The organism is Acinetobacter sp. YH01008, assembly GCF_013420435.1.
GTDB lineage: Bacteria > Pseudomonadota > Gammaproteobacteria > Pseudomonadales > Moraxellaceae > Acinetobacter > Acinetobacter pseudolwoffii.
This window is the reverse complement of sequence record NZ_VOYD01000002.1, coordinates 54,292-78,761: the sequence shown is the minus strand read 5'-3', so window position 1 is coordinate 78,761 and position 24,470 is coordinate 54,292. Positions and strand designations below refer to the sequence as shown.

Annotated in this window: 28 protein-coding genes; 8 read left to right on the top strand and 20 right to left on the bottom strand. The window is 45.0% G+C overall.

Going from position 1 to position 24,470, the window contains the following annotated elements; genetic code table 11:
* Positions 1-163: 163 nt before the first annotated feature.
* Positions 164-1,612, bottom strand: coding sequence for a coniferyl aldehyde dehydrogenase (locus FTT75_RS02385; protein WP_180185868.1), 1,449 nt, complete (start codon positions 1,610-1,612; stop codon positions 164-166).
* 115 nt (positions 1,613-1,727) lie between these two features.
* Between FTT75_RS02385 and FTT75_RS02380 the strand changes: the two genes are divergently transcribed.
* The 5 genes from FTT75_RS02380 to FTT75_RS02360 all read left to right on the top strand — a co-directional run bounded on the left by FTT75_RS02380 (position 1,728) and on the right by FTT75_RS02360 (position 5,389).
* Positions 1,728-2,459, top strand: a complete 732-nt coding sequence (locus tag FTT75_RS02380; protein WP_034608773.1) for a TetR/AcrR family transcriptional regulator — start codon at positions 1,728-1,730, stop codon at positions 2,457-2,459.
* A 47-nt stretch (positions 2,460-2,506) separates the two neighbouring features.
* Positions 2,507-3,373, top strand: coding sequence for a formyltetrahydrofolate deformylase (gene purU / locus FTT75_RS02375; protein WP_180185867.1), 867 nt, complete (start codon positions 2,507-2,509; stop codon positions 3,371-3,373).
* A 192-nt stretch (positions 3,374-3,565) separates the two neighbouring features.
* A complete protein-coding gene (locus tag FTT75_RS02370) occupies positions 3,566-4,336 on the top strand; it encodes a TonB-dependent receptor (RefSeq protein ID WP_180185866.1) in 771 nt (256 codons plus the stop codon).
* A gap of 25 nt (positions 4,337-4,361) precedes the next feature.
* Positions 4,362-4,985 carry a MotA/TolQ/ExbB proton channel family protein gene (locus tag FTT75_RS02365; RefSeq protein ID WP_180185865.1) on the top strand — a complete coding sequence of 208 codons (624 nt, stop codon included), beginning with the start codon at positions 4,362-4,364 and terminating at the stop codon, positions 4,983-4,985.
* Complete coding sequence (locus FTT75_RS02360; protein WP_005172785.1) at positions 4,985-5,389, top strand: biopolymer transporter ExbD; 405 nt, start codon at positions 4,985-4,987, stop codon at positions 5,387-5,389. The genes FTT75_RS02365 and FTT75_RS02360 overlap by 1 nt, the downstream gene beginning before the upstream one ends.
* Positions 5,390-5,454: 65 nt before the next feature.
* Here FTT75_RS02360 and msrA read toward each other — a convergent pair whose 3' ends face one another.
* The 6 genes from msrA to FTT75_RS02330 all read right to left on the bottom strand — a co-directional run bounded on the left by msrA (position 5,455) and on the right by FTT75_RS02330 (position 9,845).
* On the bottom strand, positions 5,455-5,979 hold the full coding sequence (gene msrA, locus FTT75_RS02355) for a peptide-methionine (S)-S-oxide reductase MsrA (protein ID WP_100534760.1): 525 nt from the start codon (positions 5,977-5,979) through the stop codon (positions 5,455-5,457).
* Between the two features lie 103 nt (positions 5,980-6,082).
* Positions 6,083-6,544: an META domain-containing protein gene (locus FTT75_RS02350; protein WP_005172781.1), complete on the bottom strand. Its 462-nt coding sequence runs from the start codon at positions 6,542-6,544 to the stop codon at positions 6,083-6,085.
* 102 nt (positions 6,545-6,646) lie between these two features.
* Complete coding sequence (locus tag FTT75_RS02345; RefSeq protein WP_180185864.1) at positions 6,647-7,693, bottom strand: DUF4105 domain-containing protein; 1,047 nt, start codon at positions 7,691-7,693, stop codon at positions 6,647-6,649.
* Between the two features lie 26 nt (positions 7,694-7,719).
* Positions 7,720-8,232 (bottom strand): dihydrofolate reductase, encoded by a 513-nt coding sequence (locus FTT75_RS02340; RefSeq protein ID WP_180185863.1) that lies wholly within the window; start codon positions 8,230-8,232, stop codon positions 7,720-7,722.
* A 97-nt stretch (positions 8,233-8,329) separates the two neighbouring features.
* Positions 8,330-9,172: a thymidylate synthase gene (gene thyA / locus FTT75_RS02335; RefSeq protein WP_180185862.1), complete on the bottom strand. Its 843-nt coding sequence runs from the start codon at positions 9,170-9,172 to the stop codon at positions 8,330-8,332.
* A 181-nt stretch (positions 9,173-9,353) separates the two neighbouring features.
* Positions 9,354-9,845 carry a lipocalin family protein gene (locus tag FTT75_RS02330; protein ID WP_180185861.1) on the bottom strand — a complete coding sequence of 164 codons (492 nt, stop codon included), beginning with the start codon at positions 9,843-9,845 and terminating at the stop codon, positions 9,354-9,356.
* A gap of 405 nt (positions 9,846-10,250) precedes the next feature.
* On the opposite strand from FTT75_RS02330, the gene FTT75_RS02325 reads away from it, so the two are divergent.
* Positions 10,251-10,766, top strand: coding sequence for a CHAP domain-containing protein (locus tag FTT75_RS02325; RefSeq protein WP_085064497.1), 516 nt, complete (start codon positions 10,251-10,253; stop codon positions 10,764-10,766).
* Between the two features lie 18 nt (positions 10,767-10,784).
* Here FTT75_RS02325 and FTT75_RS02320 read toward each other — a convergent pair whose 3' ends face one another.
* The 3 genes from FTT75_RS02320 to lgt all read right to left on the bottom strand — a co-directional run bounded on the left by FTT75_RS02320 (position 10,785) and on the right by lgt (position 12,456).
* A complete protein-coding gene (locus FTT75_RS02320) occupies positions 10,785-11,171 on the bottom strand; it encodes a hypothetical protein (RefSeq protein WP_180185860.1) in 387 nt (128 codons plus the stop codon).
* Positions 11,164-11,556 carry a hypothetical protein gene (locus tag FTT75_RS02315; protein WP_180185859.1) on the bottom strand — a complete coding sequence of 131 codons (393 nt, stop codon included), beginning with the start codon at positions 11,554-11,556 and terminating at the stop codon, positions 11,164-11,166. The genes FTT75_RS02320 and FTT75_RS02315 overlap by 8 nt, the downstream gene beginning before the upstream one ends.
* A gap of 90 nt (positions 11,557-11,646) precedes the next feature.
* A complete protein-coding gene (lgt, locus tag FTT75_RS02310) occupies positions 11,647-12,456 on the bottom strand; it encodes a prolipoprotein diacylglyceryl transferase (RefSeq protein WP_005107931.1) in 810 nt (269 codons plus the stop codon).
* Between the two features lie 93 nt (positions 12,457-12,549).
* On the opposite strand from lgt, the gene FTT75_RS02305 reads away from it, so the two are divergent.
* Positions 12,550-13,332 carry an NRDE family protein gene (locus tag FTT75_RS02305; RefSeq protein ID WP_100329263.1) on the top strand — a complete coding sequence of 261 codons (783 nt, stop codon included), beginning with the start codon at positions 12,550-12,552 and terminating at the stop codon, positions 13,330-13,332.
* A gap of 51 nt (positions 13,333-13,383) precedes the next feature.
* Here the strand turns inward: FTT75_RS02305 and FTT75_RS02300 are convergent, their stop codons facing one another.
* The 4 genes from FTT75_RS02300 to tatA form a co-directional block, all read right to left on the bottom strand.
* On the bottom strand, positions 13,384-15,636 hold the full coding sequence (locus tag FTT75_RS02300; protein WP_180185858.1) for a PhoX family phosphatase: 2,253 nt from the start codon (positions 15,634-15,636) through the stop codon (positions 13,384-13,386).
* A 194-nt stretch (positions 15,637-15,830) separates the two neighbouring features.
* On the bottom strand, positions 15,831-16,607 hold the full coding sequence (tatC, locus tag FTT75_RS02295; RefSeq protein ID WP_100355647.1) for a twin-arginine translocase subunit TatC: 777 nt from the start codon (positions 16,605-16,607) through the stop codon (positions 15,831-15,833).
* Positions 16,604-17,026 carry a Sec-independent protein translocase protein TatB gene (tatB, locus tag FTT75_RS02290; RefSeq protein WP_100355648.1) on the bottom strand — a complete coding sequence of 141 codons (423 nt, stop codon included), beginning with the start codon at positions 17,024-17,026 and terminating at the stop codon, positions 16,604-16,606. Before tatB ends, tatC begins: the two co-directional genes overlap by 4 nt.
* 9 nt (positions 17,027-17,035) lie before the next feature.
* A complete protein-coding gene (gene tatA, locus FTT75_RS02285; protein ID WP_100355649.1) occupies positions 17,036-17,254 on the bottom strand; it encodes a Sec-independent protein translocase subunit TatA in 219 nt (72 codons plus the stop codon).
* Between the two features lie 185 nt (positions 17,255-17,439).
* Between tatA and FTT75_RS02280 the strand changes: the two genes are divergently transcribed.
* Positions 17,440-18,321: a permease gene (locus tag FTT75_RS02280; protein WP_074383998.1), complete on the top strand. Its 882-nt coding sequence runs from the start codon at positions 17,440-17,442 to the stop codon at positions 18,319-18,321.
* Positions 18,322-18,451: 130 nt separating this feature from the next.
* Here FTT75_RS02280 and rdgB read toward each other — a convergent pair whose 3' ends face one another.
* From rdgB to FTT75_RS02250, 6 genes are all read right to left on the bottom strand, one after another.
* Complete coding sequence (gene rdgB / locus FTT75_RS02275; protein WP_180185857.1) at positions 18,452-19,078, bottom strand: RdgB/HAM1 family non-canonical purine NTP pyrophosphatase; 627 nt, start codon at positions 19,076-19,078, stop codon at positions 18,452-18,454.
* Between the two features lie 102 nt (positions 19,079-19,180).
* Entirely contained in the window at positions 19,181-19,771 is a 591-nt protein-coding gene (locus FTT75_RS02270) for a tetratricopeptide repeat protein (RefSeq protein WP_218954431.1), read from the bottom strand.
* Positions 19,768-20,361 (bottom strand): methionine biosynthesis protein MetW, encoded by a 594-nt coding sequence (gene metW, locus FTT75_RS02265; RefSeq protein WP_004278415.1) that lies wholly within the window; start codon positions 20,359-20,361, stop codon positions 19,768-19,770. Before metW ends, FTT75_RS02270 begins: the two co-directional genes overlap by 4 nt.
* On the bottom strand, positions 20,361-21,521 hold the full coding sequence (locus FTT75_RS02260; protein WP_100329258.1) for a homoserine O-acetyltransferase: 1,161 nt from the start codon (positions 21,519-21,521) through the stop codon (positions 20,361-20,363). Before FTT75_RS02260 ends, metW begins: the two co-directional genes overlap by 1 nt.
* 113 nt (positions 21,522-21,634) lie before the next feature.
* Entirely contained in the window at positions 21,635-23,332 is a 1,698-nt protein-coding gene (leuA, locus tag FTT75_RS02255; protein WP_005172761.1) for a 2-isopropylmalate synthase, read from the bottom strand.
* A 428-nt stretch (positions 23,333-23,760) separates the two neighbouring features.
* Entirely contained in the window at positions 23,761-24,444 is a 684-nt protein-coding gene (locus FTT75_RS02250; protein ID WP_100357541.1) for a Fe2+-dependent dioxygenase, read from the bottom strand.
* Positions 24,445-24,470: the final 26 nt, after the last annotated feature.

The window sequence follows — 24,470 nt, the reverse complement described above, 5'->3', positions numbered from 1 at the left end:
TGTAACTCCATTGATTTAGCCAACAGCAAATCTGTATGGCCAGTCAAAAATAAACGGATTGAAATCATTCAAGGGGCGTTTTATATCAAAAATGCGCTTAAAAGACAAGCGATTTTCGTCAAAACGCAGCACGAGCTATATCGATAGCTCATGCCTTGATCATTTAACGGAGAAGTGTCTTCGAAATCAGCTTGTGAATCGGTTTATTGAACGGCGGCAGAATGTATTTCAAGCTATACAGCTTGGGATTCGACATTACCGAGCGTTCATGCGACAAACTGAAGAAGCCTTCTGGACCGTGATATTTCCCCATGCCTGATGCACCGACACCCCCAAATGGTAGATCGTCTTGTGCAACATGGGTTAATACCGTATTTTGCCCGAAATGCCCTGAATGGGTACGCTGTGCGATATAATCAGCACGCGCTTGATCAAAGTCGAAGTAGTATAAAGCAAGTGGGCGTGGACGGCTATTAATAAAGTCGATAACTTCATCAATTTGATCATATTCCATGATTGGCAGCAGTGGACCAAAGATTTCATGCTGCATGATTTGCATGCTTGGTGTGACATTGGTCACAATGGTGGGTGCAATTTTACGCAGATCAGCGGAATTTTCATGGCGCGGATTGATTTCAATAACATGAGCACCCTGTTCACGTGCATCATCCAGATAGCCTTGCAGACGGTTGTACTGTTTGTCATTCACAATCGAGGTGTAATCCTGATTATGGGTGATATCCGGATACATACTTTCTACGCAGGCTTTAAAATGATCAATAAATTCTGCCGTCTTGCCACGAGGCAGGAACATATAGTCCGGTGCAACACAGGTTTGACCGGCATTCCAGAGTTTGCCCACCGCAATCCGCTGCGCGACATCACGCAGATCAATCGATGGATGCACCAGCACTGGCGACTTGCCCCCGAGTTCCAGAATCACCGGAACCAGATTTTCTGCTGCGGCTGCCATCACGGTTTTACCCACAGCAGTCGAGCCGGTAAAAATCATTTTGTCGAAGGCTAGACGACAGAAAGCATCTGAGATCACACCGCCACCATTGACCACTGCGACCAGTTCTTTCGGAAAGGCTTCTGCCAAGGCTTTTTCAAGCACTTCACCAAACGCAGCCGATGCGCTAGAAATCTTGATCATGGCGTGGTTGCCGGCAGCCAATGCACAAATGAGTGGGCCAATGGACAGCAACAATGGATAGTTCCACGGTGCAATAATCCCAATCACGCCCAAAGGCTGATATTGCACCCAAGCTTTGGCCGGTTGATGAATAATGCCGACATGACGCTTGGAGGGTTTCATCCATCGGGTCAAGTTTTTGCTATAATATTTGATATGTTCCAGACAGGTGAGCAGTTCACCAATTTTGGTTTCCCCAATCGAGCGGTTACCATAATCCTGATTAATTGCCTCTGCAAATTGATCTTGATACTTAACTAAGATACGCTTAAGTCGAGCTAAACGATCGATGCGTTCCTTTGCCGTCGGCAAAGGATAGTTTAAGTAAGCATGTTTTTGTTGTGCCAAAAGCTCATTTAAGTATTGGCCATCAAAAAAATGTGGTGTCATTGATATTGTTTTTGTGTGACTGTTCATGCCGCACTACCATTATTCAAAAATCGATTAATTAATTTTTAGAGCAAATACTCTAATTAGTCAAGTGACTTTGTGTGTTAGCCTGCTAATGCACGAACTGAATGGTTATTTTAGGATGTCCCAAACCAAAACCTTAAAAACTAAAGAGCGTATCTTGCAGCTCAGTTTGCAGCTGTTCAATGAACGTGGCGAACGCTCTGTGACCACCAATCATATTGCGGCTGAACTCGGGATGAGCCCTGGTAACCTGTATTATCATTTCCGTAATAAGAATGAAATTATTAAAGAACTGATGGAGGAGTACCAGCAGCAAACTCTGGAAATGCTGGCGCTGCCGGATGATCGTGCTCTGGATGCCAATGACAAGATTCATTATTTTCAGGTACTGAGCAGTCAGCTGTGGGCTTATCGTTTCCTGCATCGCGATGTCTATCATCTGGTCGAAAATAACGAAGATTTCCGCAAGATGTATCCACGCTTTGCCGGCGAGGTGATGCAGCAAGGTCAGAAAATCTATAAGGCTTTTGTGAATGCTGGCTTGATGGACATGACCGATTCAGAAATTGAAGCACTGATCATTAACCTGTGGATTGTACTGACCAACTGGACCAACTTCCTATATATGTCAGGTCATCTGACCGATTCCAATACGCTGGAAGAAAAATGGGTCTGGCAGGCACTCCGTCAAATGGTGTTCCTGGAAGGGGCCTATTTACGCGGTGAAAGCCGTCAAACTTATGAAGGTTTGCTAAATAGCCTGGGTTCTTCGGAACTTTTTGCCAGCCTGTCATCTGCAAAAAACACAGAAGTCGAGTCGCCTATTCAGAATATTTCGGAAACGCGCTAGAATACTCGGCTTATTTTTAATTTAACTGATTAGTGACTTAAACCAACATGAATATGACGACTGCTAACACCGCACGTTTATTGATTACTTGTGAAGACAAGCCGGGCATCGTGCAGGCTGTTTCGAGCTTCTTGTATCATCAAGGTGCCAATATTACTGCGCTTGACCAATATGCGACAGCAGCGCAGGGCGGCCGTTACTTCATGCGCGTTGAATTTGAACTGGATCATCTGCAAAGCCGTAAAGAAAGCATTATCCAGACTTTTGCGGTAAATGTCGCAGAGCGTTATGGCATGCAATGGCGTCTGGCTCTGGTCAGCGATGTGAAGAAAGTCGGTATTTTGGTGTCTAAGGTCGATCATGCCTTGCTTGAGCTGTTATGGCGTCATGCCCGTGGTGGGTTGCCATGTGAAATTACCAAGGTGGTATCGAATCACGAGACTTTACGCGAAGCGGTTGAAAACTTTGGGATTCCATTTGAAGTGGTGCCGGTGACCAAAGACAACAAGCCTGAAGCCTATGCAGAAATTGACCAGTTAATGCAGGGCAATGACCTGTTGGTATTGGCACGTTATATGCAGATTCTAGATGAAGAATTTGTAAGTAAGTGGGAAATGAAAGTGATCAATATTCACCATTCATTCCTGCCCGCATTTGTCGGTGCAAATCCGTATAAGCAGGCGCATGAAAAAGGTGTCAAGCTGATCGGTGCGACTGCACACTATGTTACTGCCGATCTGGATCAGGGTCCGATCATCGAGCAGGACGTAGAACGTGTCAATCATGACTTTACCGTTGAACAGTTGCGTGAACTCGGTCAGGATGTAGAACGTAATGTACTGGCACGTGCAGTGAAATGGCATTTGGAAGACCGTATTATTGTCGATGGCAATAAAACTGTGGTGTTCCAATAAAACTTGCATCCCTATTTAAAAAGGCATACTTTTAGTGTGCCTTTTTTGTTTTGATGCAAAAAAAATCAGTGAAAGGCATGATTAGTAGTTGCAAATGAAAACACTTCTCATTTATTATTGGCGTACTTTAATTGTGCTAACCGATGAGCTTGATTGTTTGTTTCACATCATCTCCTCAAGGTAATAGATTTAATGAGTCAAGTTGCTGCTCCCATGCCACCTACACCGCCCAACAAGATGAAAAAGAAAGTCATCTCGATTCTGGCGGCCGTGTTCGTCGGACATGTGGGCCTATTGTGGGCAGTGAGCCAGATGGACGCACCGGAGCTCAAGCCTGTAGAGAAAGAGCCGCTTAAAGTGCGCTTTGTAAAATTGCAGGAAGCACCAAAACCTTTACCGCCAAAGCCGAAGGCCGAGCCACAAAAAGAGCCGCCTAGGCCCAAAGAAGTCAAAATTGTAGATAAACCGCTGCCACCACCACCAAAAAAAGTTGAAAAAATAGAACAGGTGAAGAAGGCAGAAGCACCTAAAGTCGTGAAAGCACCACCCGTTGAAGCTAAACCAACCCCAAGTCCGGTGGTGTCGACAGTGGTCACCGAAACCAAAGTGCAACCGGCACCAGCTCCAGTCGCGCCACCTGCGCCTGTAGCACCGCCAGCACCTGCTGCGCCGCCATCACCAAAAAGTGTCTCGATTGGGGGGGGAGTGAGCTGGCAGCGCGCACCGAAAGTTTCCTTGTCTTCAGGTGAGTTAAGAGCGACTTGTTCGATGGTGGTCGATGTGGCGGCAAATGAGCAGGGTAAAGTGGTTTCTGCGACTGCACGTAATTCGGATTGTAGCTCGGCAGTGAACCGTAAAGTTGAAGCAGCGGTACGCCGCGCGCAACTAACCAAATATGTGGAAAATGGTGTGGCTTATCCAACCCGGGTTGAGCAGCCTTTCGATTTTCAAATTACCAAATAACGGCTAACCCATTAGGAGTTCGAAGATGAACTTTTCAGTTTATTGGCAACACGCTGATGCAGTCAGTAAAACGCTGTACTTCGTGTTATTGGCAATGTCGATTGCGACATGGACCATTTTTGTGCTGCGTTTAATGGGCACTCGCCAGCTTAAACAAGTTGCTTATACCCAGCTGTCTCAAGCATTGGAGCAACTGAAAGCCAAATTGGCTCCTTTGGGCTTTGAACAGCGTAAGGCAGTGGCAGAACAGGCGTTATTACGTCAGATTTCAGCCGAAAAAGCCAATGCTGAAAAAGGGGTATCCGTCCTCGGTACGATTGCTTCGATTTCACCATTTGTCGGTTTGTTTGGTACCGTGTGGGGTATTTTCCATGCGCTGGTTGCAGTGGGTAAAAGCGGTCAGGCTGGTCTGGCACAAGTGGCAACCCCAGTCGGTGAAGCCTTGATCATGACGGGTCTAGGCTTGGCCGTCGCGATTCCTGCGGTACTGGCTTATAACATCTGTGTGCGTTTCAATCGTGGTTTGGCGCATGAGTTACAAGATCAGGCACATGGCTTGTTGATTGACACCATGTTGCAACAGGAATCTGCTGCAAAAAAGTCTGATGAAAAAGTAACACAACAGAGTTTAGTGGGAGGTCAAGCTTAATGGCTTTTCAACTGGGTGAAGACAACGATGTAGGTATGAATGAGATGAACCTCATTCCCCTCATCGACATTATGTTGGTATTGATGATCATCTTCTTGGTGACAGCGACCGTTGCGAACCCATCAATTCCATTAACCTTGCCACAAACCACTGCGGAGATTATTGATCTGCCGCCTGAAAATGTCACAATCAGCATCAATGCGGAAGGTGAGATTGCCTGGAATGGCAATGTCCTGACCCTAGACGAATTGCAGACCCGTTTTAATGAAGCAGGTCAGACTGAACGTCAGCCGACGATTGTGTTGAAAGCAGATAAAGAATCCCGTTATGACACGGTAGCTCAAGTCATGTCGCGTGCGAGTGGAGCCGGACTCAGCGATATTGCCTTTGCAACCGATAACTAAGATTCAGCTAACGAAAAAAAGCGACTGATTTCAGTCGCTTTTTTTATCCCCATTTTTTATGCAAATTAATGGGTTTTTAACAAAGTCATAAATTTACTGCGTAATTTATTCAGTTTTGGCGGAATGGCAAAATTGCAGTAACCTTGGTTTGGATTTTTCGCAAAGAAATTTTGGTGATATTCCTCAGCAGGATAGAAGGTCGGCATCGGGCTGAGTTCAGTCACAATAGTCAGGCCTTCATTTTTTAAAGCATCCATGGCTGCTTCTGCCTGAGTTTTTTGTTCAGCATTCAGATAATAAATCACGGAACGATATTGGGTACCGACGTCATTGCCCTGACGGTTCAAAGTGGTTGGATCATGCGTCGCAAAAAACACCTCAAGGAGCTGGGCATAGCTGATCTGGTTTTCGTCGAAATCAACCAGAATAACTTCAGCATGGCCGGTTTCACCGCCGCACACGGCCTCATAATTTGGCTCAGGGGTATGACCGCCGGCATAGCCACTCAGGACTTGCTGAACGCCCTGAATTTGTAAAAATACCGCTTCGGTACACCAAAAGCATCCACCACCAAAAAGTGCTTGTTGCATGGCTGATTCCTCATTCGATTGAACTGGGCTGATGGTTAAATCCTGGCCCATCAGTATGAAAGATAAAAAAAGCCCGCCAATACAGGCTTTTTGTAGGGAAGTCTTAACGTGGCTGAACTGCACTTTCCAGCTGAATTAACACATTACCATGACGATCCAATAGTTTTAGGGTTTTACCAAATACCTGATAATGCGTCACCTTGGCTAAAGCTTCATTAAATTTCTGATCAAGCTGATCATTATGCATACAGGCCATGCGTGTTGTTGCCATCTGGCTTAAATTCAGGCTGTCTTTGCCTGCCGTATAGCTGCCCATAACCCGGTTACAGCCATCTGAACCTGAAACACGCTGAGTACTGGCATCGAATTGCAGACTTGGAAGATGAGGTGCAGTAGCTGCGGTCTTGATTTCAGTATTGCCAATCTGTGTGGCAATCCAGGTACGATTTTGCAAAAGTTGTAAATGATTCGTGGTTTGTGTGGTGGCGGTATTCGGCACGGTTTCGCAGCCCATCACAGCCAATACCGAACCCAATAGGGCGATTGCAGTTAATTTTTTTAGCATGAAAGATACTCTGATTATTGACTAGCTATTTGTATATAAACAAAAAAATGACTCAGGTTCCAGTTGATTTTGTATCTTTATTTACAGTGATAAAAATGCCAGTTAATGTGTCTGAGGTGCAGGCAGGCCTTGACGAAGTCGCTGCGAATATTCCTGGCTGGACAGATCGGCGCTCTGTTTGACTCGTGGATTCACATGCGCCCGTTGGTACCAGGTGTGCATATCCCAGGATTGATCCAGCACTTTCAGATCATAGAGATAATTCGGTAAATAGCCGGACGCTAACAGTCGATAATCTGAAGGCAATTGTTGTTGCGATACTGCCTGAACCATATCAAAGACCAGAGTGGTGCAATTACTGGTCAGGGTGTTATACCACTTGGGTTCTCTGGCCAATTCATCGGCCTGGGCCAGATATTCTTTGAATAAGGCTTTGGCCTGAGCTTGGGGCATATTCACCGGAAAGAAATACACCTGCTCCCCGCGAATATTACTACGCGTATACACAATATCTTTTTCGTCCGATGCCACCAGACTCAATTCATATTTACGGAAAAACCCACCAATTGCAGAAAACTCTTCATGTTTTTCCTTGCGGATTTCAATCGAGAAGGTGAGAGGTTTTTGATTGGCAAAATCGAAGCTGACCAGCGTGTGGGCAATTTTCGGACCCATCCAGTAGGAGGTAATGATATTCACCCCGCTAATCTGGTTCAGGTCAAAACTGCGGCTTTCCCAACGTTCGATATAACGACCATCAGCTTGCCAGTCAAAGTTCCGGATATTGTGCAGGGTGACCTGATCGCCTTGTTGTTCATAGTGCAACAACTGAGCCACTTCAGGCTTCCACTCCCGATCCTGACGCGCTTGCAGACTAAAATAGCCCAGCAGACAAAACAGAAAGACCAGAAGATATAGAATGCTATCGACTTTACGCGAGATCAGGTGCCGGGTGAAGTAGATCCCGAGTACCAGCAGGGAAAAGGTTAACCAAACACCAATCAGGATCAAGCTGCCAATCTTGCCGAGAGGTTGCTGCACCCAGAGCATCAGGCTGAGCCACAGACTCGACAGAATGACAAAGAGGGTAAACAGGCTGCCCAGTAGCCACAGACTCCAGTGCTTGGAAATATATTCGCGTCCCTGCATGGTCACTTTTTCATGAGAAATAGGCTTTATTTTCTGTAGGTTGCAAACTCAAAAGCAATCCCGGTTTTGTCGTCAATATGTTGCTCGGCCGCGACTTTTTTAAATTCTGCCGGAATTTCAGGATAATAGGCATGACCTTGTACATCCAGGTCGACATGAGTCAGTTCCAGACGGTCGGCAATGTCCATGGTCTGTTTAAAGATTTCACCGCCACCAATAATAAAAATAGACGTCGGTTTTTCTGAGCTGTGTACATCAGTAACTGCCTGAATAAGCGCATCTTCAATGTTATGAGCAACTTTAGTGCCTTGAAAAGACCAGTCAGGATCACGGCTAATGACCCAGTTCACGCGTTTAGGGAGCACACGCCCCATCGACTCAAGGGTCTTGCGGCCCATGACAATTACACCGCCCTGAGTGATTTCTTTAAAATGCTTGAGATCGGCTGAGATATGCCAAGGCAGGTCATTGTCCTTACCAATACAGCGCTGCTGATCCATTGCAACGACATGAACGACTTCTAAATCCTGAAATGCCATACCTACACTCAAAAACAAATAAAAATTTGCTCCTATTAAAATGCAAAATCCCACTTTAAGCAAAGTGCGATTTTGATTTTCTTTGGTTTGGGAACATTTACACTGCAACGGGTGCCTTAATCCCCGGATGTGATTCATAACCAATAATTTCAATATCTTCAAATTTGAAGTCGAACAGGTCTTTGATCTCAGGATTCAATTTAAGTTGGCACAGGCCCAAGGGCTCACGGCTGAGCTGTAACTGGGCTTGCTCGAAGTGATTGCTATACAGGTGTGTATCGCCACCGGTCCAGACAAAATCACCGACCTCCAGCTGACAGACTTGCGCGATCATATGCGTCAACAGGGCATAGCTGGCGATATTAAATGGAACACCGAGAAAAACATCGGCGCTACGCTGATACAGCTGACAAGACAATTTGTCATTGTGGACAAAGAACTGGAACAGGGTATGGCAAGGCGGTAATGCCACTTGGCCCGCTTCATTCGGATTCCAGCCAGATACAATCAGACGGCGCGAATTCGGATTGGTTTTAATTTCATTAATCAACCATTTGATCTGATCAAAACCATCCTGATTATAGCTATTATCTGCATTTTTGCTGGCACCAAAATTACGCCACTGGTGACCGTAAACTGGCCCCAGTTCACCTTTAGGGCGGCCAAAACGCGCGGTCTGTTCGGCGGTTGCCCACTCATCCCAAATCGAAACTTTATGCTCTTTTAAATATTGAACGTTGGTATCGCCTTTTAAAAACCATAATAATTCAATCACGATAGAACGGAAATGAACTTTTTTGGTGGTGAGTAAAGGGAAACCTTGGGAAAGATCAAAGCGCATCTGATGACCAAATACCGAACGTGTCCCTGTACCGGTACGGTCGCCTTTATCGCCGCCGTTGTCGAGAATGTGTTGTAAAAGGTCAAGATATTGGCGCATAGGTCTCTCTATTTAAATCTGTTGAAAATCGCCGTTTTAACAGCAGTATAGATTATTTCCAAAATAATTTGCTGTTGAAAGGGAGAATTTAAATTGCGCATATCATAGCATTTTTTGATGAGCTTTCATCGCTCAAACCAGAATAAAAAAGACCTCCTGATAGAGGTCTTTTTACAGTAAATTAAGCCGTTTTATGGCCAGTATGGACGGTGTGAATCAGATCAGACAGGTTATAACCTAAGGATTCTGCATAGCTTAAATATTCACGTTGAGTGGCTTCATCTAAAGTTGTCCCGCGATGTAGCAACCATAAATATTCTTTACCAGGTTCGCCCACAAGAGCCGTCTGATAATCCGGATCGATTTTTAATACCCAGTAATCGCCCTTGGTAAACGGGATCCAACGCAGGCCTTCAGGTAAAAAGCTGACTTCAAGCTTGGCATGTTCTGCATCAACGATGCTGGCTTCAGCAATGGCTTCATCGAGCTTGCCATCGCCATCCAGACAGCGGTTCTGCACCCGAACTTTACCATTTTCATTCAAGCTATATACCGCAGAAATATCAGTGCTGTCTTCGGGCTGGTGTTTCATTGGCAAACGTGCAATTTCATACCAGGTACCTAAATATTGTTCTAAATTAAAATTTGAAACAGTGGCTAAATCCTGAGTCATTTTTTCTTCTCCGTTAATCTCAATTCAATATTAAAACTACCGAATTAGTTTAATACGAGATTTGCGGCTAAAAATGATGTAGTCCTGTAGTGAAATGTTGTCTGAAAATGGCCGAGCTACAGCTTAAAGTCACACGTTTGAGTAGAAAAAAAATAAGGACTCATTTTGTGTATTTCAGGCTGAAAAGACTTTGCAAGGCGTCGGAGTTGGCTTTGCTTTACATTTTTTTTGCAAAGATGATGGGTTTTGTAACTGTATTAGAAAGAACGGCTTAATTTGAATGCCGCAAAAATAGACAAATTTATTTACATTTTTAATGTGAAAGATAACATTTAAACGACTAGTATTCTCGGCTTGTTAACAATATGAAAGCCTAAATTACAGGCGAGGAGCGGTTGGTAAGGCATGATCTATGATCATCAAGTAAACATGAGCGAAGTATATGCTCCTGTCCAAGCGAATATCATGGTGCGTTCCCAATCGGAGCAAAGACCTAAAAAGTCATCCCACAAAGCCACTGTCCGTAATGCTTCAGGCGTAAGCAATGGCCATCGTATCAATATCGAGAAATTTACCAGTTATCTGCAAGGCATTACCCGAAATACCAGTACACAGAAATGTGCGCGCAGTATTCGTGTCGGTCTGCAATCTTCGGGTGCGAAAATTGTCAATCATCCCGTGGCAGCAGCAGATTGGGGAAGTACCCTGATGCAGCTGGGCTATAAGAAAATTAATGCTTCTTTTGATCGGCCGAAAAAAGGCGATATCTATATTATTGACCGTACTCAGGGACATAAATATGGACATATCGCGGCTTATTCAGGTAGTGCCTGGGTATCGGATTTCAAACAGCGAGATCATGCGGTTTATCGCAATAAAAACGTGACTTATAGTTACTATCGTCTGGAAACTTACTTCTAAGAAAATACTGCGAAGTGATCAGTCCTCAAAGCGCTTCGCACGGTTTTCATAGACCGATACGATAAACAATCCAATCGCGGCAAAGCCAAGACATTGCAGACCCAAGGCAAGTTTCGCCCATGGCTGATGTTGCTCGGGTAAATAACCAAACAGGGTAATCAGTGCAATGATAGGAATGACCCGGCTTAAGGCGCTAAAACCATTGGCATAGGGATTGGACTTGGAGATTTTCAAGCGGAAATGATGCAGTAAATGCACGACAATTCCAATACTCAGACTGACTGCAACCAACACCGGACCTAATTGGGTCACAGTTGATGCTGCGTAAATGACAATACAGGTCGCAATAATCACCATCAGTCTGATTTGACGGCTACAACGTTCGGAATACCAGAACTCAAGCATGGGGTGAACCCGCATCTGATTTGTTCTGATTGAGCAGCGACAATGGTGAAAACAGGCAAATCGCCAGTGCCATAAAGGCAATACCTTGTGCACCCGGAATCAGGATTTCGCCCTGTTGCATGTTCATAAAAACTAAAGCAATCAATAAGGCAATTGGAATCCAGGTCAGTAATCTATACAGCAAACCGGTCGGGTTTTTGTTGGCAAAGTGGATTTTGCAGTAACGGCAGATCAGAAAAACAATGCCGGTACCGACAAACATCAAAATTGCATCCAAGGGCAGTGGTTCCATCCAGTACAAGCCTGCAGCTGTTGCTGCAATCACAATAAAGATCAACAGTTTTTTGAGAACAGATACCTGCGGATTAAACCAGAACTCAAGCATAATGATGAAAGAATAGAAGAGATAATCGGCACTTTAGCATATTTTGAGTATAAAAAAGCGAGGCCTTTGCCTCGCTCAATTAAGCTGGTTTTAACTGTTTTTCTGTGGACCCCAGTCATAGATTTTCTTTTGGTAGGCATACCACATCATCCACAAGCCAATCAGGATCATTGGCAGGCTCAGGAATTGTCCTTTGCTCATCCAGCCAATAAACAGCTGGCCATTGTCTGGCTCACGGAAGAATTCAACCACAAAACGTGCCAGGCCATAACCGATCAGGAACAGCGCCGAAACTGCCATACGTGGACGCGGCTTGGAGCTGAACCACCACAGTACAATAAACAGGATCAGGCCTTCACATAGCGCCTGATACAGTTGAGATGGATGACGAACCAGTTGCAGCGGATCGGTCGGAAAGATCATGCCCCAGGCAAAGTTGGGATCGGTCACCTGACGGCCATACAGTTCGCCGCCAATAAAGTTACCAATCCGGCCAAACATCAACCCTGTCGGCACGCAAGGTGCAATAAAATCTAAGGTCTGGAACCAGGTCATCTTATATTTCTTGCACCACCACAACATGGCCAGAATGACCCCGAGGAAACCGCCGTGGAAACTCATGCCACCGGTCCAGATCTGGAATAGCCATAAAGGATCGGCCAGGAACTGGGAAAAACCGTAGAAGAAGACATAACCGACACGGCCACCGATGATCACACCGAGTGCACCGAAGAAAATCAGGTCAGACACCATATCCGGTGTCCAGCCACGTTGTTTGGCGCGAAACGTCGCCAATCCCCAGGCAAATAAAAATGCCAGTAAGTACATCAGTCCATACCAGTGGACTTGTAAGGGCCCGAGCGAAATCGCGACGGGATCAATATTGGGATAGGTGAGCATTCCTGTTCCTTGTGATTCTGTTTTGCACAGATTTTAGCTGAAAGCAAAGAAAAATGTTGTACATTCAATGTGTAAAGATCGAGAGCGTAAATTATGTGTATCGTGGCATTGGCTTGGCGGGTTCTGGATCAGAGCCCATTATGTCTGATTTCAAATCGGGATGAGTTCTATCAGCGTCCTACGCAGGAGCTGCATGAATGGGAGAATAGTCCGATAATTGCCGGGCAGGATTTGCAGTCGGGCGGCACCTGGATGGGGATTACTGCTTCAGGTCGCTGGGCAGTGATTACCAATTTTCGCAACGGGCAAGATCGGACAGATTATCCGACTTCACGTGGTCATATCATCCAGGATTTTTTAAATTCGGACTTAACGCCGATTCGTTTCGCACAAGATCTGGAACAACGGCAGTGTGACTATGCCGGTTTTAACCTGTTCGTTGGAGACCAGCAGCAGGCGGTGTATATGAGCAATCGCGGCGAAGCACCGCAAGTGCTGGCACAAGGCGTCTATGTTGTCTCCAACGGCCTGATGAGCGAAGACTGGTACAAGACCCGGCATTTGCGTAAACGCTTTACCCAGGAATTTTTACCCATGCTGCAACAACCAGCCATGCCAGAAACTGATCTGTGTCATGCGGTTTGGGATATTCTGGAAGATGAACGCAAGGTGATTCCTGAACTGCTACCGGAAACAGGGATCTCGGTTGAAATGGAACATCTGCTATCCTCGACTTTTATTCAAAGCCCGACTTACGGCACCCGTTGCTCGAATTTTCTAAGAATGCAGCGGGGACAATGGCACTGGATCGAGAAGTCACAACAAGGTGTGACTGCAGGGCAATTGGTCGAGAAAATCATGATGCTACAACAATAATCCCAGATAAAAAATGCCGACATCTGCCGGCATTTTAATGAAACTTATTTTTTATGCTGTCGCTTGTTCCAAGGCTTCACCGGCAATGGCACCGCCATCCTTACGGGTAATGACCACAGTCGCAGAGCGAGGTACTTTGCCTAAACGGCTATAACGCTCGCTTTGATTGGCTGGCCATGCACCGCCTGGATGCTGCACATTGACGAAAATTGCTTTGTAGTCCGGCGTAATCGTCACACCGGTAATTTCACAGCCCGATGGACCTGTGAGGAAGCGGCGAACTCGATCATTATTCAGCTTGGCGCCGACAAAGGTTTCCTGTCCTTCAGCTTTGGTACTGGCTGCCAATGCTTTTCTGCCATCACCGACTGTACCTGGCAGGGCTGCCAGCATCATGCAGTTGGTTTCATCGGTGTACTGACCATCATCTGTTTGAATCCACAAAATTCCACGCGGATCGAACCACATCCCATCCGGGCTAGAGAAGTCATTTAAATCATCCAGACCTGAAAGGTTGATGTTAGAGGCAGCACGTGCTTCTGCACCGAACAGGAAGATATCCCAGGCAAATGTCGTGGCTTTGACATTATTCTCATTTTCACTAAAACGGATAATATGACCATTCATATTGCCTGAATTGCTGGCATTTGAACCTTTGAAGTCGATATAGCTACGTGGGTTGGCAGCATCAGTTTCATATGCACGACCACGGTTACCGTTATTGGTGAGAGTGACATAGACTTCACCATTTTCCGGATTGACGGCAACCCATTCCGGACGGTCCATTTTGGTCGCGCCGACATGGTCGGCAGCAAGACGGAGATTAATGACGATATCATCTTGGCCTGCAAATGGATAAATTTCGTTGGCAGTAGTTAAACCATTTTTACCATAACTGAGTTCTAACCATTCACCAGTACCATCATCATTGAATTTAGCGACATATAATGTGCCTTTATCCATGTATTTATCACCAGCGGTATAACCCCCATTGACATCTTTCGGATCCCAGACTGCATCAGAAACAAATTTATAGATATATTCGCCTGTTGCATCATCCCCCATATAGAAGGCTAATGGCTGCCCCGGAATCGGATTACTACAGCGGCAGTCTTCATGGGCAAAGCGGCCCAATGCAGTACGTTTAACCGGACGGGTGTTCGCGCTAAATGGATCAATCTCGACAATGAAGCCGCAGGTATTCATGACATTACGATAATCGGCTAAAGCACTGGCGCCTTTCACTGAAATATCCCAACGATCATACAGTCCTTTATCACCGGTTAATTCAGCAACCGGAGTATTCCAGCGGTATTGAGATGAACGGGCCTCACTACCGCCACGACCATAACGGGATAATGCAATTTCTTCTTTTGCAATCGCGCGGGTGTCATTGGCTTGACGGGCAAAATAACCACTCCAGTTTTCTTCCGCGGTTAAGTAAGTGCCCCAAGGTGTATACCCATTACCACAGTTGGCAAAGGTGCCGCGCGTCAAGGTGCCATCTGGTGAGAAAATCGTTTTCACCAAGTCAGAACCGCGAGCCGGTCCATGAATTTCCATCTCTGTTGCTGCCGTGATACGACGGTTAAACTTAGAATTTAAGTTAATTTTAACCTCTTGTGTATTGGCATCTTTGCTAATCTCAATGACCGAAACCCCATGCGCATTCACTTCACGAAGGACCTGATCTTCCGGACGTACACCATCGATCGTAATCGGGTCTTCTGGCGTATGGAGTTGAGCTTGTTGCAGGTATTCGTGATTTAAAACCAGTAAACCTTGGGTGGACTCTTTGGCCGCATAGTTTTTGTTGCTTGGATGCATACCGAAAAAGCTCATGCCGTCATGGTTGTCGCCTGCACGGAACTGATAAGAAGCACCTGATGCTAATGTTGCATCTGTCTTTTCTGAATATGCAGGGTTAATTGGATCACCGACCGCATATAGCACTTTCAGTTCATAGCCTTCAGGCACGCTAAAGAAGTTTTGCGTATTTTTGCGAACCGGCTCAAAGGTCAATTTATTCGGGCGCGCTTTCAGGTCACTCCATGCATGTTGATCTGGGTTCGTGGTGTCTGGTGGTGTGGTGGGATTAGTGTCAGGCGTGCCAGAATCATTATCATCATCTGAACAACCACTTACTGTTGCTGCAAAGGCTAAGGCCATTGCCCCACTGGTGGTTTTTGCAATAAAACTACGGCGACTGGTGTATTGATCCAGAATTGTTTGAAAGTGGCTATTGTTTGAATTATTACTGTCTTCAACCAGATCCTGGCAAGGTATCATGTCTTCGTTTTTCATTTTAAAGTCTCAAGTAAAAATAAGTGCTTGGTGGTGTAGAAGTTTTCAATACCTTAAGTCTGGGATGTGACACTAATCTTAAGGAAATGTGACATTAAGATTAAATAAATCAGTATTTTAATAATATTTTGAAAATAAAAAGACAGCCGGAGCTGCCTGAGTTAAAGCATGATTTTTGTTTTGGCTGATTGTTCTTATTGCGCTTTTAAACGCCGTTTTTCGATCAGTTTTCCGGCCAGCAAACCCAGTTCAAACAGCAACCACATCGGTACAGCCAACATGATCATCGACAGTGCATCTGGTGGTGTCACGAACATCGCGACAAAGAAACAGCCGACAATAATAAAGCGCCGTTTCTCCACCAGGGTTTGTGTTGAAACTGCCCCAATCAGGATTAAAACCAAGGTAATAATCGGGATTTCAAAGGTAAAACCAAAGACCAGAAACAGCTTTAAACAGAAGCTAAGATAACTGTTAATGTCGGTCATCGGTGCCACAGTTTCCGGCGAGACACTGATAAAAAAATGCAGGATCGAAGGCAAGGCCACAAAGTAGGCAAAGCTGATCCCGGTATAAAACAGCACAATACTGCCGATCAAAAGCGGCAGTGCCAGACTCTTTTCTTTGGCATATAACGCCGGTTTAACAAATGTCCAGAGCTGATACAGAATAAACGGCATTGTGATCATCAGCGCCACAAAGAAATTCAGCTTAAACGGTGCCATGAATGTTGCCGTCACATCCGTGGCAATCATGGTCGAGCTGGCAGGCAATTGTGCCCGTAAAGGTTCAGATAACCATTGATAGGTCTGATTGGCAAAGGGCAGCAAACAGAAAAACAGGCCAATCAGGACAGCAACCACTTTAAACAGATGTTTTCTTAACACCACCAAATGCTGGGTAATCGGCATCTCTTCAAGGTTCAGCGCTGCAGCATCATTTGAGGCAGGTGTGGTCGGTAAAGACGTCATACGGCCACCTTCATTTCTGTATAGCGTTGTTGGGAAATCACTGCTTGAGTTTGTGCAGGCTGAGGTAAATACACCGCTGATACGGGCTGTACCACAGGCTGATAGCGAAGCACGGGCTGGGCAGCCTGAGGCTTTATTTTTAATTCATCAGTTGCAATCGGCTGCTGCAAATCTGCCATTTGTGCCTGCATCTTGGCTTCCAGTTGCTGGATCCGCTGCATTTCGGCCTGCATCTGTTCTCGCAGTTCGGACAAGCGTAATTCACGATCCAGATCGTTCTGAACATTGCTGACCATGCGCTTGATCTTGCCATACCATGTTCCGACAAAACGGACTGCCTCAGGTAACTTGTCTGGCCCAAGCACCAGAAGTGCAATAATCCCGAAAATCAGCAGCTCGGTCATTCCGATATTGAGCATAGCGGACTCTTAACTCTTGATCGAGGTTTCAGGGGTTTTGACTTGTGCATCAATAGTTCGCGGTTCTTGCAGCTTGGCCATTTCTGCTTCTTCATCTTTGACTGATTTTTTAAAGTCTTTAATTGCACCGCCGACATCTTTACCCAGGTTTTTCAGCTTCGATGTACCAAACAATAAAATCACCACAATTGCAAAAATCAGCACATGCCAAATTGATAATCCTGCCATTATTTTATCCTCTATATTTCATGCCCCTATCTCAGCAGGCTTGTATGACAATGCAGTGACGCTTTAATGACAGTTTGCCGACACGGCAGCAGGGTAATGAGTAATTCATATGAAAAATCTATCATTAGATGAAAAGGATGCTGTGCTAGCATATAACCTGATATGGAAATCTCAGCAGCACTGTCATGGCCTTGATTCTTCCCCTGCTGTCTTTTTTGATTGGTTATTGGGGCGTGCAATATTTAAAACCGGTTCGACCTGTCTTGGCGGCTTTACTGGCACGTGTTCTGATTCCTGTGCTGATTATTTACAATATGGTGTTTTATAAAGCGGGCAGTCTGTGGCTGATGGGCTTTAGTATTTTTAGTTCAATTGTGCTGTTTAGCCTGTTTTATTATTTTGCCAAAGATAAATTGCGTGCGCTGTGTTTTAGCTATTTGAATGGCGTATGGCTCGGTCTGCCATTTGCCTTAGCAGTGTTTGGCACTGACGCAATGTCGACCATGATTGCACTTTATATTGGTGGCTCATTATTTGGGAATGTCAGTGCTGTCATTGCCGTGAGCCAAACTCGCCAAGATTGGACATTTATTCTGAAAAATATCCTGCAATCGCCACCGGTGATCGCACTCAGTATTGCAGGGGTTTTATCATTTTGGGACTTTAGTCATTATGAGTTTCATCCCACCCTTCAATGGGCATATGCAGCCAATAAATTTTTAGTCACTTTTGCAGGAATGTGCATTTTGGGCATGTGGCTTCGTCATGTCCGTATTCAGCTGAGGGATTTAAAGCGCAGTCTGGTGCTGATCAGCGGGCGCTTTATTTTTGCATTAGGCTTGGCTGGTATTGCCTATATATTATTGCCGATTCCACATCAGCTCCTGACTTATAGTGTAATGATGATGTATTTCTTATTGCCACCGGCAGCGAACATCGTGGCTTTAGAAACCCATTATCAGGGCACAGGGCATTCCGCTAAATATATTGCTTCGGGGACGATTGCGAGTGCAATTTTGATTGGGATCTATGGGCTGGTGTTGCATGCGGTGATGCCTACGCTATAAAGTTTCCTTTTTTGGAGAGAAGGCTAGAAAGAGTTATAAAGTCCCCCTTTGAAAAATGGGGATTTAGGGGGATTCATTAATGTTTAAATCTCTCCCAACCTCCCTTTGGAAAAGGGAGGGGTAAAACAAATTATTTCGCCAAACTGGCTTTAAACAGCTGCATGGCCTGACCACGATGACTGATTTTATTCTTTTCTTCTTTGCTCATTTCTGCACTGGAAATACCGAGTTCCGGCAACCAGAACAGCGGGTCATAACCGAAGCCATTTTCACCGCGTGCTGCTTCTAAAATTTCACCCGTCCAGATGCCCTGGAAAATTTGTGGCAGTGGATCTTCAGCATGTTGAGCCAGTGCCAGTACACAGACAAACATGCCTTCAATCGCTTCGCTATCTTTACGCAATGGTTTAAGGTCTGCCAGCAATTTCTCATTATTGGCAGCATCATTGCCATGTTCACCGGCATAACGTGCTGAGTAGATCCCAGGAGCTCCGCCAAGAACTGGTACACAAATGCCTGAGTCATCGGCAATCGCCGGTTTACCTGAGATTTTAGCCGCATGGCGTGCTTTGATAATGGCATTTTCAACAAAGCTTAAGCCATCTTCGATGGCATCTTCGATATTCAGTTGACCTTGAGGAATCACATCTACCGGCAGTTGCAGTTCCGCAAACATTTTCTCAAACTCGGCAATTTTACCTTTGTTATTACTTGCCAATACCAGTGTGCCTTGGGATAACCAATCTGTAGAAGCCATGTGTCACTCATTCTCTAAATATCAATCGTGCTATTTTAACTGCCATTGCGGGTTTGTAGGCAATAAAAAAGCACCCGAAGGTGCTATTTATACCATTCAGCTTTATTGTGCCTGAATCCATCTGTCGGCACGGTCACGCGCCTGACGGATCTGTTCCTGGGTCAAGTTTGCCGCCAATGCTGTTTTCTTGCCTTCAGAAAGGGTAATCACTTTATTGTCGAGCATGCCATCACGGGTAGACAGTTCATACCACTGATAAGCACCCATGTAGTTTTTCTTTTTCTCTTCCATCATGGCCAGATTAAAACTGGCACGGTTATCACCACGGCTGGCTGCTTTTTCAAAATACTGACGTGCCAGCGCTTCATCTTTTCGGGTGCCCATGCCATCTGCCAGCATACGGCCGACATTTAACTGCGCCACAGCTAAACCTTGATCGGCAGCAGCTTTGTACCAGGCAAAGGCCTGTCGTTCATCTTTTTGAATGTCTTTGCCATACTGGTATTTGGTGGCCAGATAAAACTGTGCACCGGCCTGACCTGCTTTAGCTGCTTTGATCAGACTGTTGATATCCATTACTGAATACTGAGCCGCTTGACTGGCAACAGAAGGACTTGGAGCAACATAGTCTGCATGGGCTTGCATGCCAAAAAGTCCCGCCAGTAGCGTCGTACTTAATAATAATTTTTTCATAGCGCGCTCACTCGATAAATTGCGACTTCACCAAATAGATTAGGGAGATGCTTGCTCAGCAAACTATCTTCTTGATTCCCGTTCACAGCGAGTCGATTAATAATTTTGATATTATTTTCCGCACAAAGTGCTTCAAAATCACGAAATGTACATAAGTGGATATTCGGGGTGTTATACCACATATACGGCAAGGCTTCAGAAACCGGCATTCTCCCTTTGATTGCCAAAAAAGAACGGGTCTTCCAATGCGCAAAGTTCGGAAAGGTAATAATGGCCTGTTTCCCTACACGCACCATATCACGCAATAATACGTCAGGTGCATCTACAGCCTGCAAAGCTTGTGCCATGACCACATTGTCAAAAGACTGGTCGGCAAAGCGGCTTAAACCGAGGTTTAAGTCTTGTTGGATGATATTTAACCCGCGACTGACCGCAATTGCAATCTTTTCCTGATCAATTTCTAATCCGTATGCGCGAATATCGTGTTTTTTACTCATTTGTGCCAGCAGTTCACCATCGCCACAACCCAGGTCAAGTACGCTAGAACCGGGCTTAATCCACTTTTCAGCGAGTTGTTGATCGATACGCATTATACGGTCTCCTTCGGTGTGGCTTTCAGGTGTTCTTCACCACCCAGGAATGCACGCAAAGATTTTACATACAGGGGAATCGGGAACAGGAAGGAATCATGACCCTGTTCGGCATCAATATCTAAATAGCTCACCGGTTTATGATTGCTAATTAAGGCATCCACAATTTCCTGCGAGCGGGCAGGGGTAAAACGCCAGTCAGTGGTGAAGGACACCACCAAAAATTTGCACCGGGTATGGGCCATGGCTTTTTTCAGTGACTGTTCATATTCACGTGACGGATCAAAATAATCCAGTGCCTTGGTCATGATCAGATAGGTATTGGCATCGAAGTTACGGCTGAACTGTTCACCTTGATAACGCAAATAACTTTCGACCTGGAATTCGACATCAAAACCATACATAAATTTGCCAGATTTCAGATCACGGCCAAATTTCTGCTTCATGGCTTCTTCGGACAGGTAGGTAATATGACCGACCATACGCGCCAGGATCAGGCCACGTTTGGGATAGCTGTCATTTTCCAGATAACGGCCGTTGTGGAAGTCAGGATCAGACAAAATTGACTGACGTGCTACTTCATTAAAGGCAATATTCTGTGCTGAAAGTTTTGGCGCACTGGCAATAATCACACATTTTCTTAAACGGTTCGGGTAATCCACTGACCATTGCAGTGCCTGCATGCCACCGAGTGAACCACCAATGATGGCATCCCAAGTCTGAATGCCTAAACGATCGGACAATAAAGCCTGAGTTTTAACCCAGTCGCGGACCGTGACCAGCGGAAAATCTGGACCATAAGGACGGTTTTCATTTTCAGGATTTGGTGACGTTGGACCGGTAGAACCGCTACAGCCCCCAATATTATTCAGTGATACCACAAAGAATTTTGCAGTATCAATGGCTTTGCCGGGACCAATACAGGCGTCCCACCAGCCAGCCTTTTTATCATCTTCATGATGATAACCTGCGGCATGATGATGACCAGAAAGGGCATGACAAATCAGAATGGCATTGGACTTGTCAGCATTTAAGGTACCGTAAGTTTCAACCATCAGTTCAAAACGGGGGAGGATGCGACCGCATTCAAGCTCTAACGGCTCTTCAAATTGGAACTTTTGTGGGACAACAATGCCCACTGAGTCAGCTGGAAAAGACACGGGGAGGATTCGCCTTAAAATCTTGAGTATGAATAATAAAAGGATACCACTAGCGGATATCCTTCTAAAGTCATTTTAGTGCTATGAATTATCGCTAATTCTAATACAGCCGGTTAGACCGCAGCAGCGATTACCTGATCAGTGCTTAATACACCTTGATCAATCAGACGGTTGGTACATGCAATAATCGCTTCGATGGAAGAGGTCACGATGTTGTCATGTACACCCGCACCAAAGGCAGACTTGCCAGTGCCTTTGACTTGCAGTTCAATCAAGGCCAAGGCTTTGGCATGCGCACCTGAACTGATGCTGCGCTCTTCATAGTTCACCACATCAATCGGTAACTGAAGTGCATCCAAGATTGCAGAAATTGGACCATTGCCTTCACCGCGAACACGGCGGGACTGACCCTCAACTTCAAGATCCAGCTCAATCACCTGATTGCCATTGTCATCCGATAACTTGTAGTTTTTAGTCGAGTAATGTACATGTTTAACATCGACATAAGTCTCTTTAAACAACTTCCAGATCTCGGTTGCAGAAATTTCAGTGCCTTGTTCATCGGTACGTTTTTGTACAATTTGCGAGAACTCGATTTGTAAACGACGTGGTAAAGTCACGTTGTAATTCGATTCTAACAAGTAGGCGATACCGCCTTTACCTGACTGTGAGTTAACGCGAATCACCGCATCATAGTCACGACCCAAGTCTTTTGGATCGATTGGTAAATATGGCATATCCCACATTTCTTGGTCTTTCTGGAATTCGAAACCTTTTTTGATCGCATCCTGATGTGAACCGGAGAATGCAGTAAAGACCAAATCACCTGCGTATGGATGACGTGGATGTACTGGCAAACCGGTACATTCTTCTACAGTCGCGATAATTTCATTGATATTGGAGAAATCCAGGTTTGGCGCAACACCTTGGGTATACATGTTCAATGCGATTGCTGCCACATCGACATTACCGGTACGCTCACCGTTCCCAAACACACAACCTTCAACACGATCGGCACCAGCCATAATCGCCAATTCAGATGCCGCGATGCCGCAACCACGGTCATTATGACAGTGCACTGAAATGATTACACCATCACGACGCTGAATGTTGCGGTGCATCCATTCGATTTGATCGGCATAGATGTGTGGACCTGAAACTTCTACCGTTGCTGGCAAGTTCAAGATCACTTTATTGGTCGGTGATGCTTCCCAGATTTCAGTCACAGCATCACAGACATCTTTTGCAACTTCTAATTCAGTCGCAGTGAAACATTCCGGGCTGTACTGGAAGACAAATTCAGTTTCAGGCTGTTTTGCGGCATATTCTTTGACTTTTTGTGCTGCATTGACGGCTAATTGTTTTGCGCCCGCTACATCTACATTTAAGACTTTCTCGCGGAAAGTCGGTGAATTGGAGTTGTAGATATGCACAATGGCACGTTTTGCACCCTGTAAAGATTCAAAGGTACGAGCAATTAAATGATCACGGGCTTGAACCAAAACTTCGATATAAACATCTTCAGGAATATGATCTTCTTCAATCAATTTACGAGTGAAATCAAAGTCAATTTGCGATGCTGAAGGGAAACCAATTTCAATATGCTTGAAACCGATTTTCACCAACATCTGGAACATCTTGAATTTTTGCTCCATGTTCATTGGCTCGAAGATCGCCTGGTTACCATCACGCAGGTCAGTACTCATCCAGATTGGCGCTTTGTTGATTTCATTGTTCGGCCATTGACGGTCTGGTAAGTCCACACGTTGATACATGCGACGGTATTTTTTACTTGGATCAGCCAACATCATGAGAGAGCTCCTTGTGTAACCTGATAGAGTCTGCGCTTGGTTGAAGCACTGGCAAAGGTTACCGAATAGATTGTGTCTATAATCGTCTACATACAGATTGGAACCAGCATTAAAACTAAAAATCTTCTGGAATATTTGGGATTTAGTTTTAATCAAAAAACCTGCATGATCAACTTATAACTTTAAGTTTAATCCAGTTAAACCGAAAAGTTTTTGCTTTTTTAATAGATTTTAGTCGTATCTTAATAAAGATTTTCTTATAAGCTTTAAGTTTTGAAAAATATTCCCATATATTTTAAGTATAGTGTTTTATATTTTCTTGATTTTGAAATAAGCCGTTATTTTTTACACCCAATCATGCCATATCAGCCTCTATTTTTAGAAAAGATAGCCCTAGATGGTTAAAGACATTTCATCCGGGCAAGCTTTTAAAGCTCGGCCCATTTTCGCATGAGGTTATGATACAGATTGGTCAGTTTCATAACTTCTGCATGCTGATCGCCCAGTTGCATTCTCAAGTTTTGAATGCTTTGATCCAGATTAAACAGCATATGCCGTTCTGCATCATCACGAATCATGCTTTGTACCCAGAAAAATGAGGCAATTCGGCAACCTGAGGTGATTGGGGTGACTTCATGCAAACTGGTGGATGGATAAAGAATCATATCGCCGGCAGGCAGTTTCACTTCGTGATAGCCGTAGGTGTCTTCAACCACCAGTTCACCACCGGCATATTCTTCAGGTTCACTCAAAAAAACCGTACAGGATAAATCTGTTCTGAGACGTTCATTCGTGCCGCGAATACGGCGAATGGAGTTGTCGACATGGAAACCGAAGGCTTCGTTATTTTCATAACGGTTGAACAGAGGGGGAATGATATCGAGTGGAATCGCAGCCGATAGAAATAGCGGATGTTGACCCAATGATTCAAGAATAATATGACTTAAATGATGGGTCAGGGGATGATCTTCAGGCAATTGCTGATTCTGTTTTACCGTTGCAGAGAGCGTACCAGCCGTGACCTTGCCATTCACCCACTCGATTTTATTCATCTCCTCACGGAAATATTGCACTTGTTCTTTGCTCAGTACGTTTGGAATATGATGCAGCACGAAGACTTTTCCTGAATATTTTATAT

Coding starts and splice junctions, on each gene's coding strand:
- FTT75_RS02385 (WP_180185868.1), bottom strand. CDS start 1,612: ATGAACAGTCACACAAAAACAATATCAATGACACCACATTTTTTTGAT.
- FTT75_RS02380 (WP_034608773.1), top strand. CDS start 1,728: ATGTCCCAAACCAAAACCTTAAAAACTAAAGAGCGTATCTTGCAGCTC.
- purU (WP_180185867.1), top strand. CDS start 2,507: ATGAATATGACGACTGCTAACACCGCACGTTTATTGATTACTTGTGAA.
- FTT75_RS02370 (WP_180185866.1), top strand. CDS start 3,566: ATGAGTCAAGTTGCTGCTCCCATGCCACCTACACCGCCCAACAAGATG.
- FTT75_RS02365 (WP_180185865.1), top strand. CDS start 4,362: ATGAACTTTTCAGTTTATTGGCAACACGCTGATGCAGTCAGTAAAACG.
- FTT75_RS02360 (WP_005172785.1), top strand. CDS start 4,985: ATGGCTTTTCAACTGGGTGAAGACAACGATGTAGGTATGAATGAGATG.
- msrA (WP_100534760.1), bottom strand. CDS start 5,979: ATGCAACAAGCACTTTTTGGTGGTGGATGCTTTTGGTGTACCGAAGCG.
- FTT75_RS02350 (WP_005172781.1), bottom strand. CDS start 6,544: ATGCTAAAAAAATTAACTGCAATCGCCCTATTGGGTTCGGTATTGGCT.
- FTT75_RS02345 (WP_180185864.1), bottom strand. CDS start 7,693: ATGCAGGGACGCGAATATATTTCCAAGCACTGGAGTCTGTGGCTACTG.
- FTT75_RS02340 (WP_180185863.1), bottom strand. CDS start 8,232: ATGGCATTTCAGGATTTAGAAGTCGTTCATGTCGTTGCAATGGATCAG.
- thyA (WP_180185862.1), bottom strand. CDS start 9,172: ATGCGCCAATATCTTGACCTTTTACAACACATTCTCGACAACGGCGGC.
- FTT75_RS02330 (WP_180185861.1), bottom strand. CDS start 9,845: ATGACTCAGGATTTAGCCACTGTTTCAAATTTTAATTTAGAACAATAT.
- FTT75_RS02325 (WP_085064497.1), top strand. CDS start 10,251: ATGATCTATGATCATCAAGTAAACATGAGCGAAGTATATGCTCCTGTC.
- FTT75_RS02320 (WP_180185860.1), bottom strand. CDS start 11,171: ATGCTTGAGTTCTGGTATTCCGAACGTTGTAGCCGTCAAATCAGACTG.
- FTT75_RS02315 (WP_180185859.1), bottom strand. CDS start 11,556: ATGCTTGAGTTCTGGTTTAATCCGCAGGTATCTGTTCTCAAAAAACTG.
- lgt (WP_005107931.1), bottom strand. CDS start 12,456: ATGCTCACCTATCCCAATATTGATCCCGTCGCGATTTCGCTCGGGCCC.
- FTT75_RS02305 (WP_100329263.1), top strand. CDS start 12,550: ATGTGTATCGTGGCATTGGCTTGGCGGGTTCTGGATCAGAGCCCATTA.
- FTT75_RS02300 (WP_180185858.1), bottom strand. CDS start 15,636: ATGAAAAACGAAGACATGATACCTTGCCAGGATCTGGTTGAAGACAGT.
- tatC (WP_100355647.1), bottom strand. CDS start 16,607: ATGACGTCTTTACCGACCACACCTGCCTCAAATGATGCTGCAGCGCTG.
- tatB (WP_100355648.1), bottom strand. CDS start 17,026: ATGCTCAATATCGGAATGACCGAGCTGCTGATTTTCGGGATTATTGCA.
- tatA (WP_100355649.1), bottom strand. CDS start 17,254: ATGGCAGGATTATCAATTTGGCATGTGCTGATTTTTGCAATTGTGGTG.
- FTT75_RS02280 (WP_074383998.1), top strand. CDS start 17,440: ATGGCCTTGATTCTTCCCCTGCTGTCTTTTTTGATTGGTTATTGGGGC.
- rdgB (WP_180185857.1), bottom strand. CDS start 19,078: ATGGCTTCTACAGATTGGTTATCCCAAGGCACACTGGTATTGGCAAGT.
- FTT75_RS02270 (WP_218954431.1), bottom strand. CDS start 19,771: ATGAAAAAATTATTATTAAGTACGACGCTACTGGCGGGACTTTTTGGC.
- metW (WP_004278415.1), bottom strand. CDS start 20,361: ATGCGTATCGATCAACAACTCGCTGAAAAGTGGATTAAGCCCGGTTCT.
- leuA (WP_005172761.1), bottom strand. CDS start 23,332: ATGATGTTGGCTGATCCAAGTAAAAAATACCGTCGCATGTATCAACGT.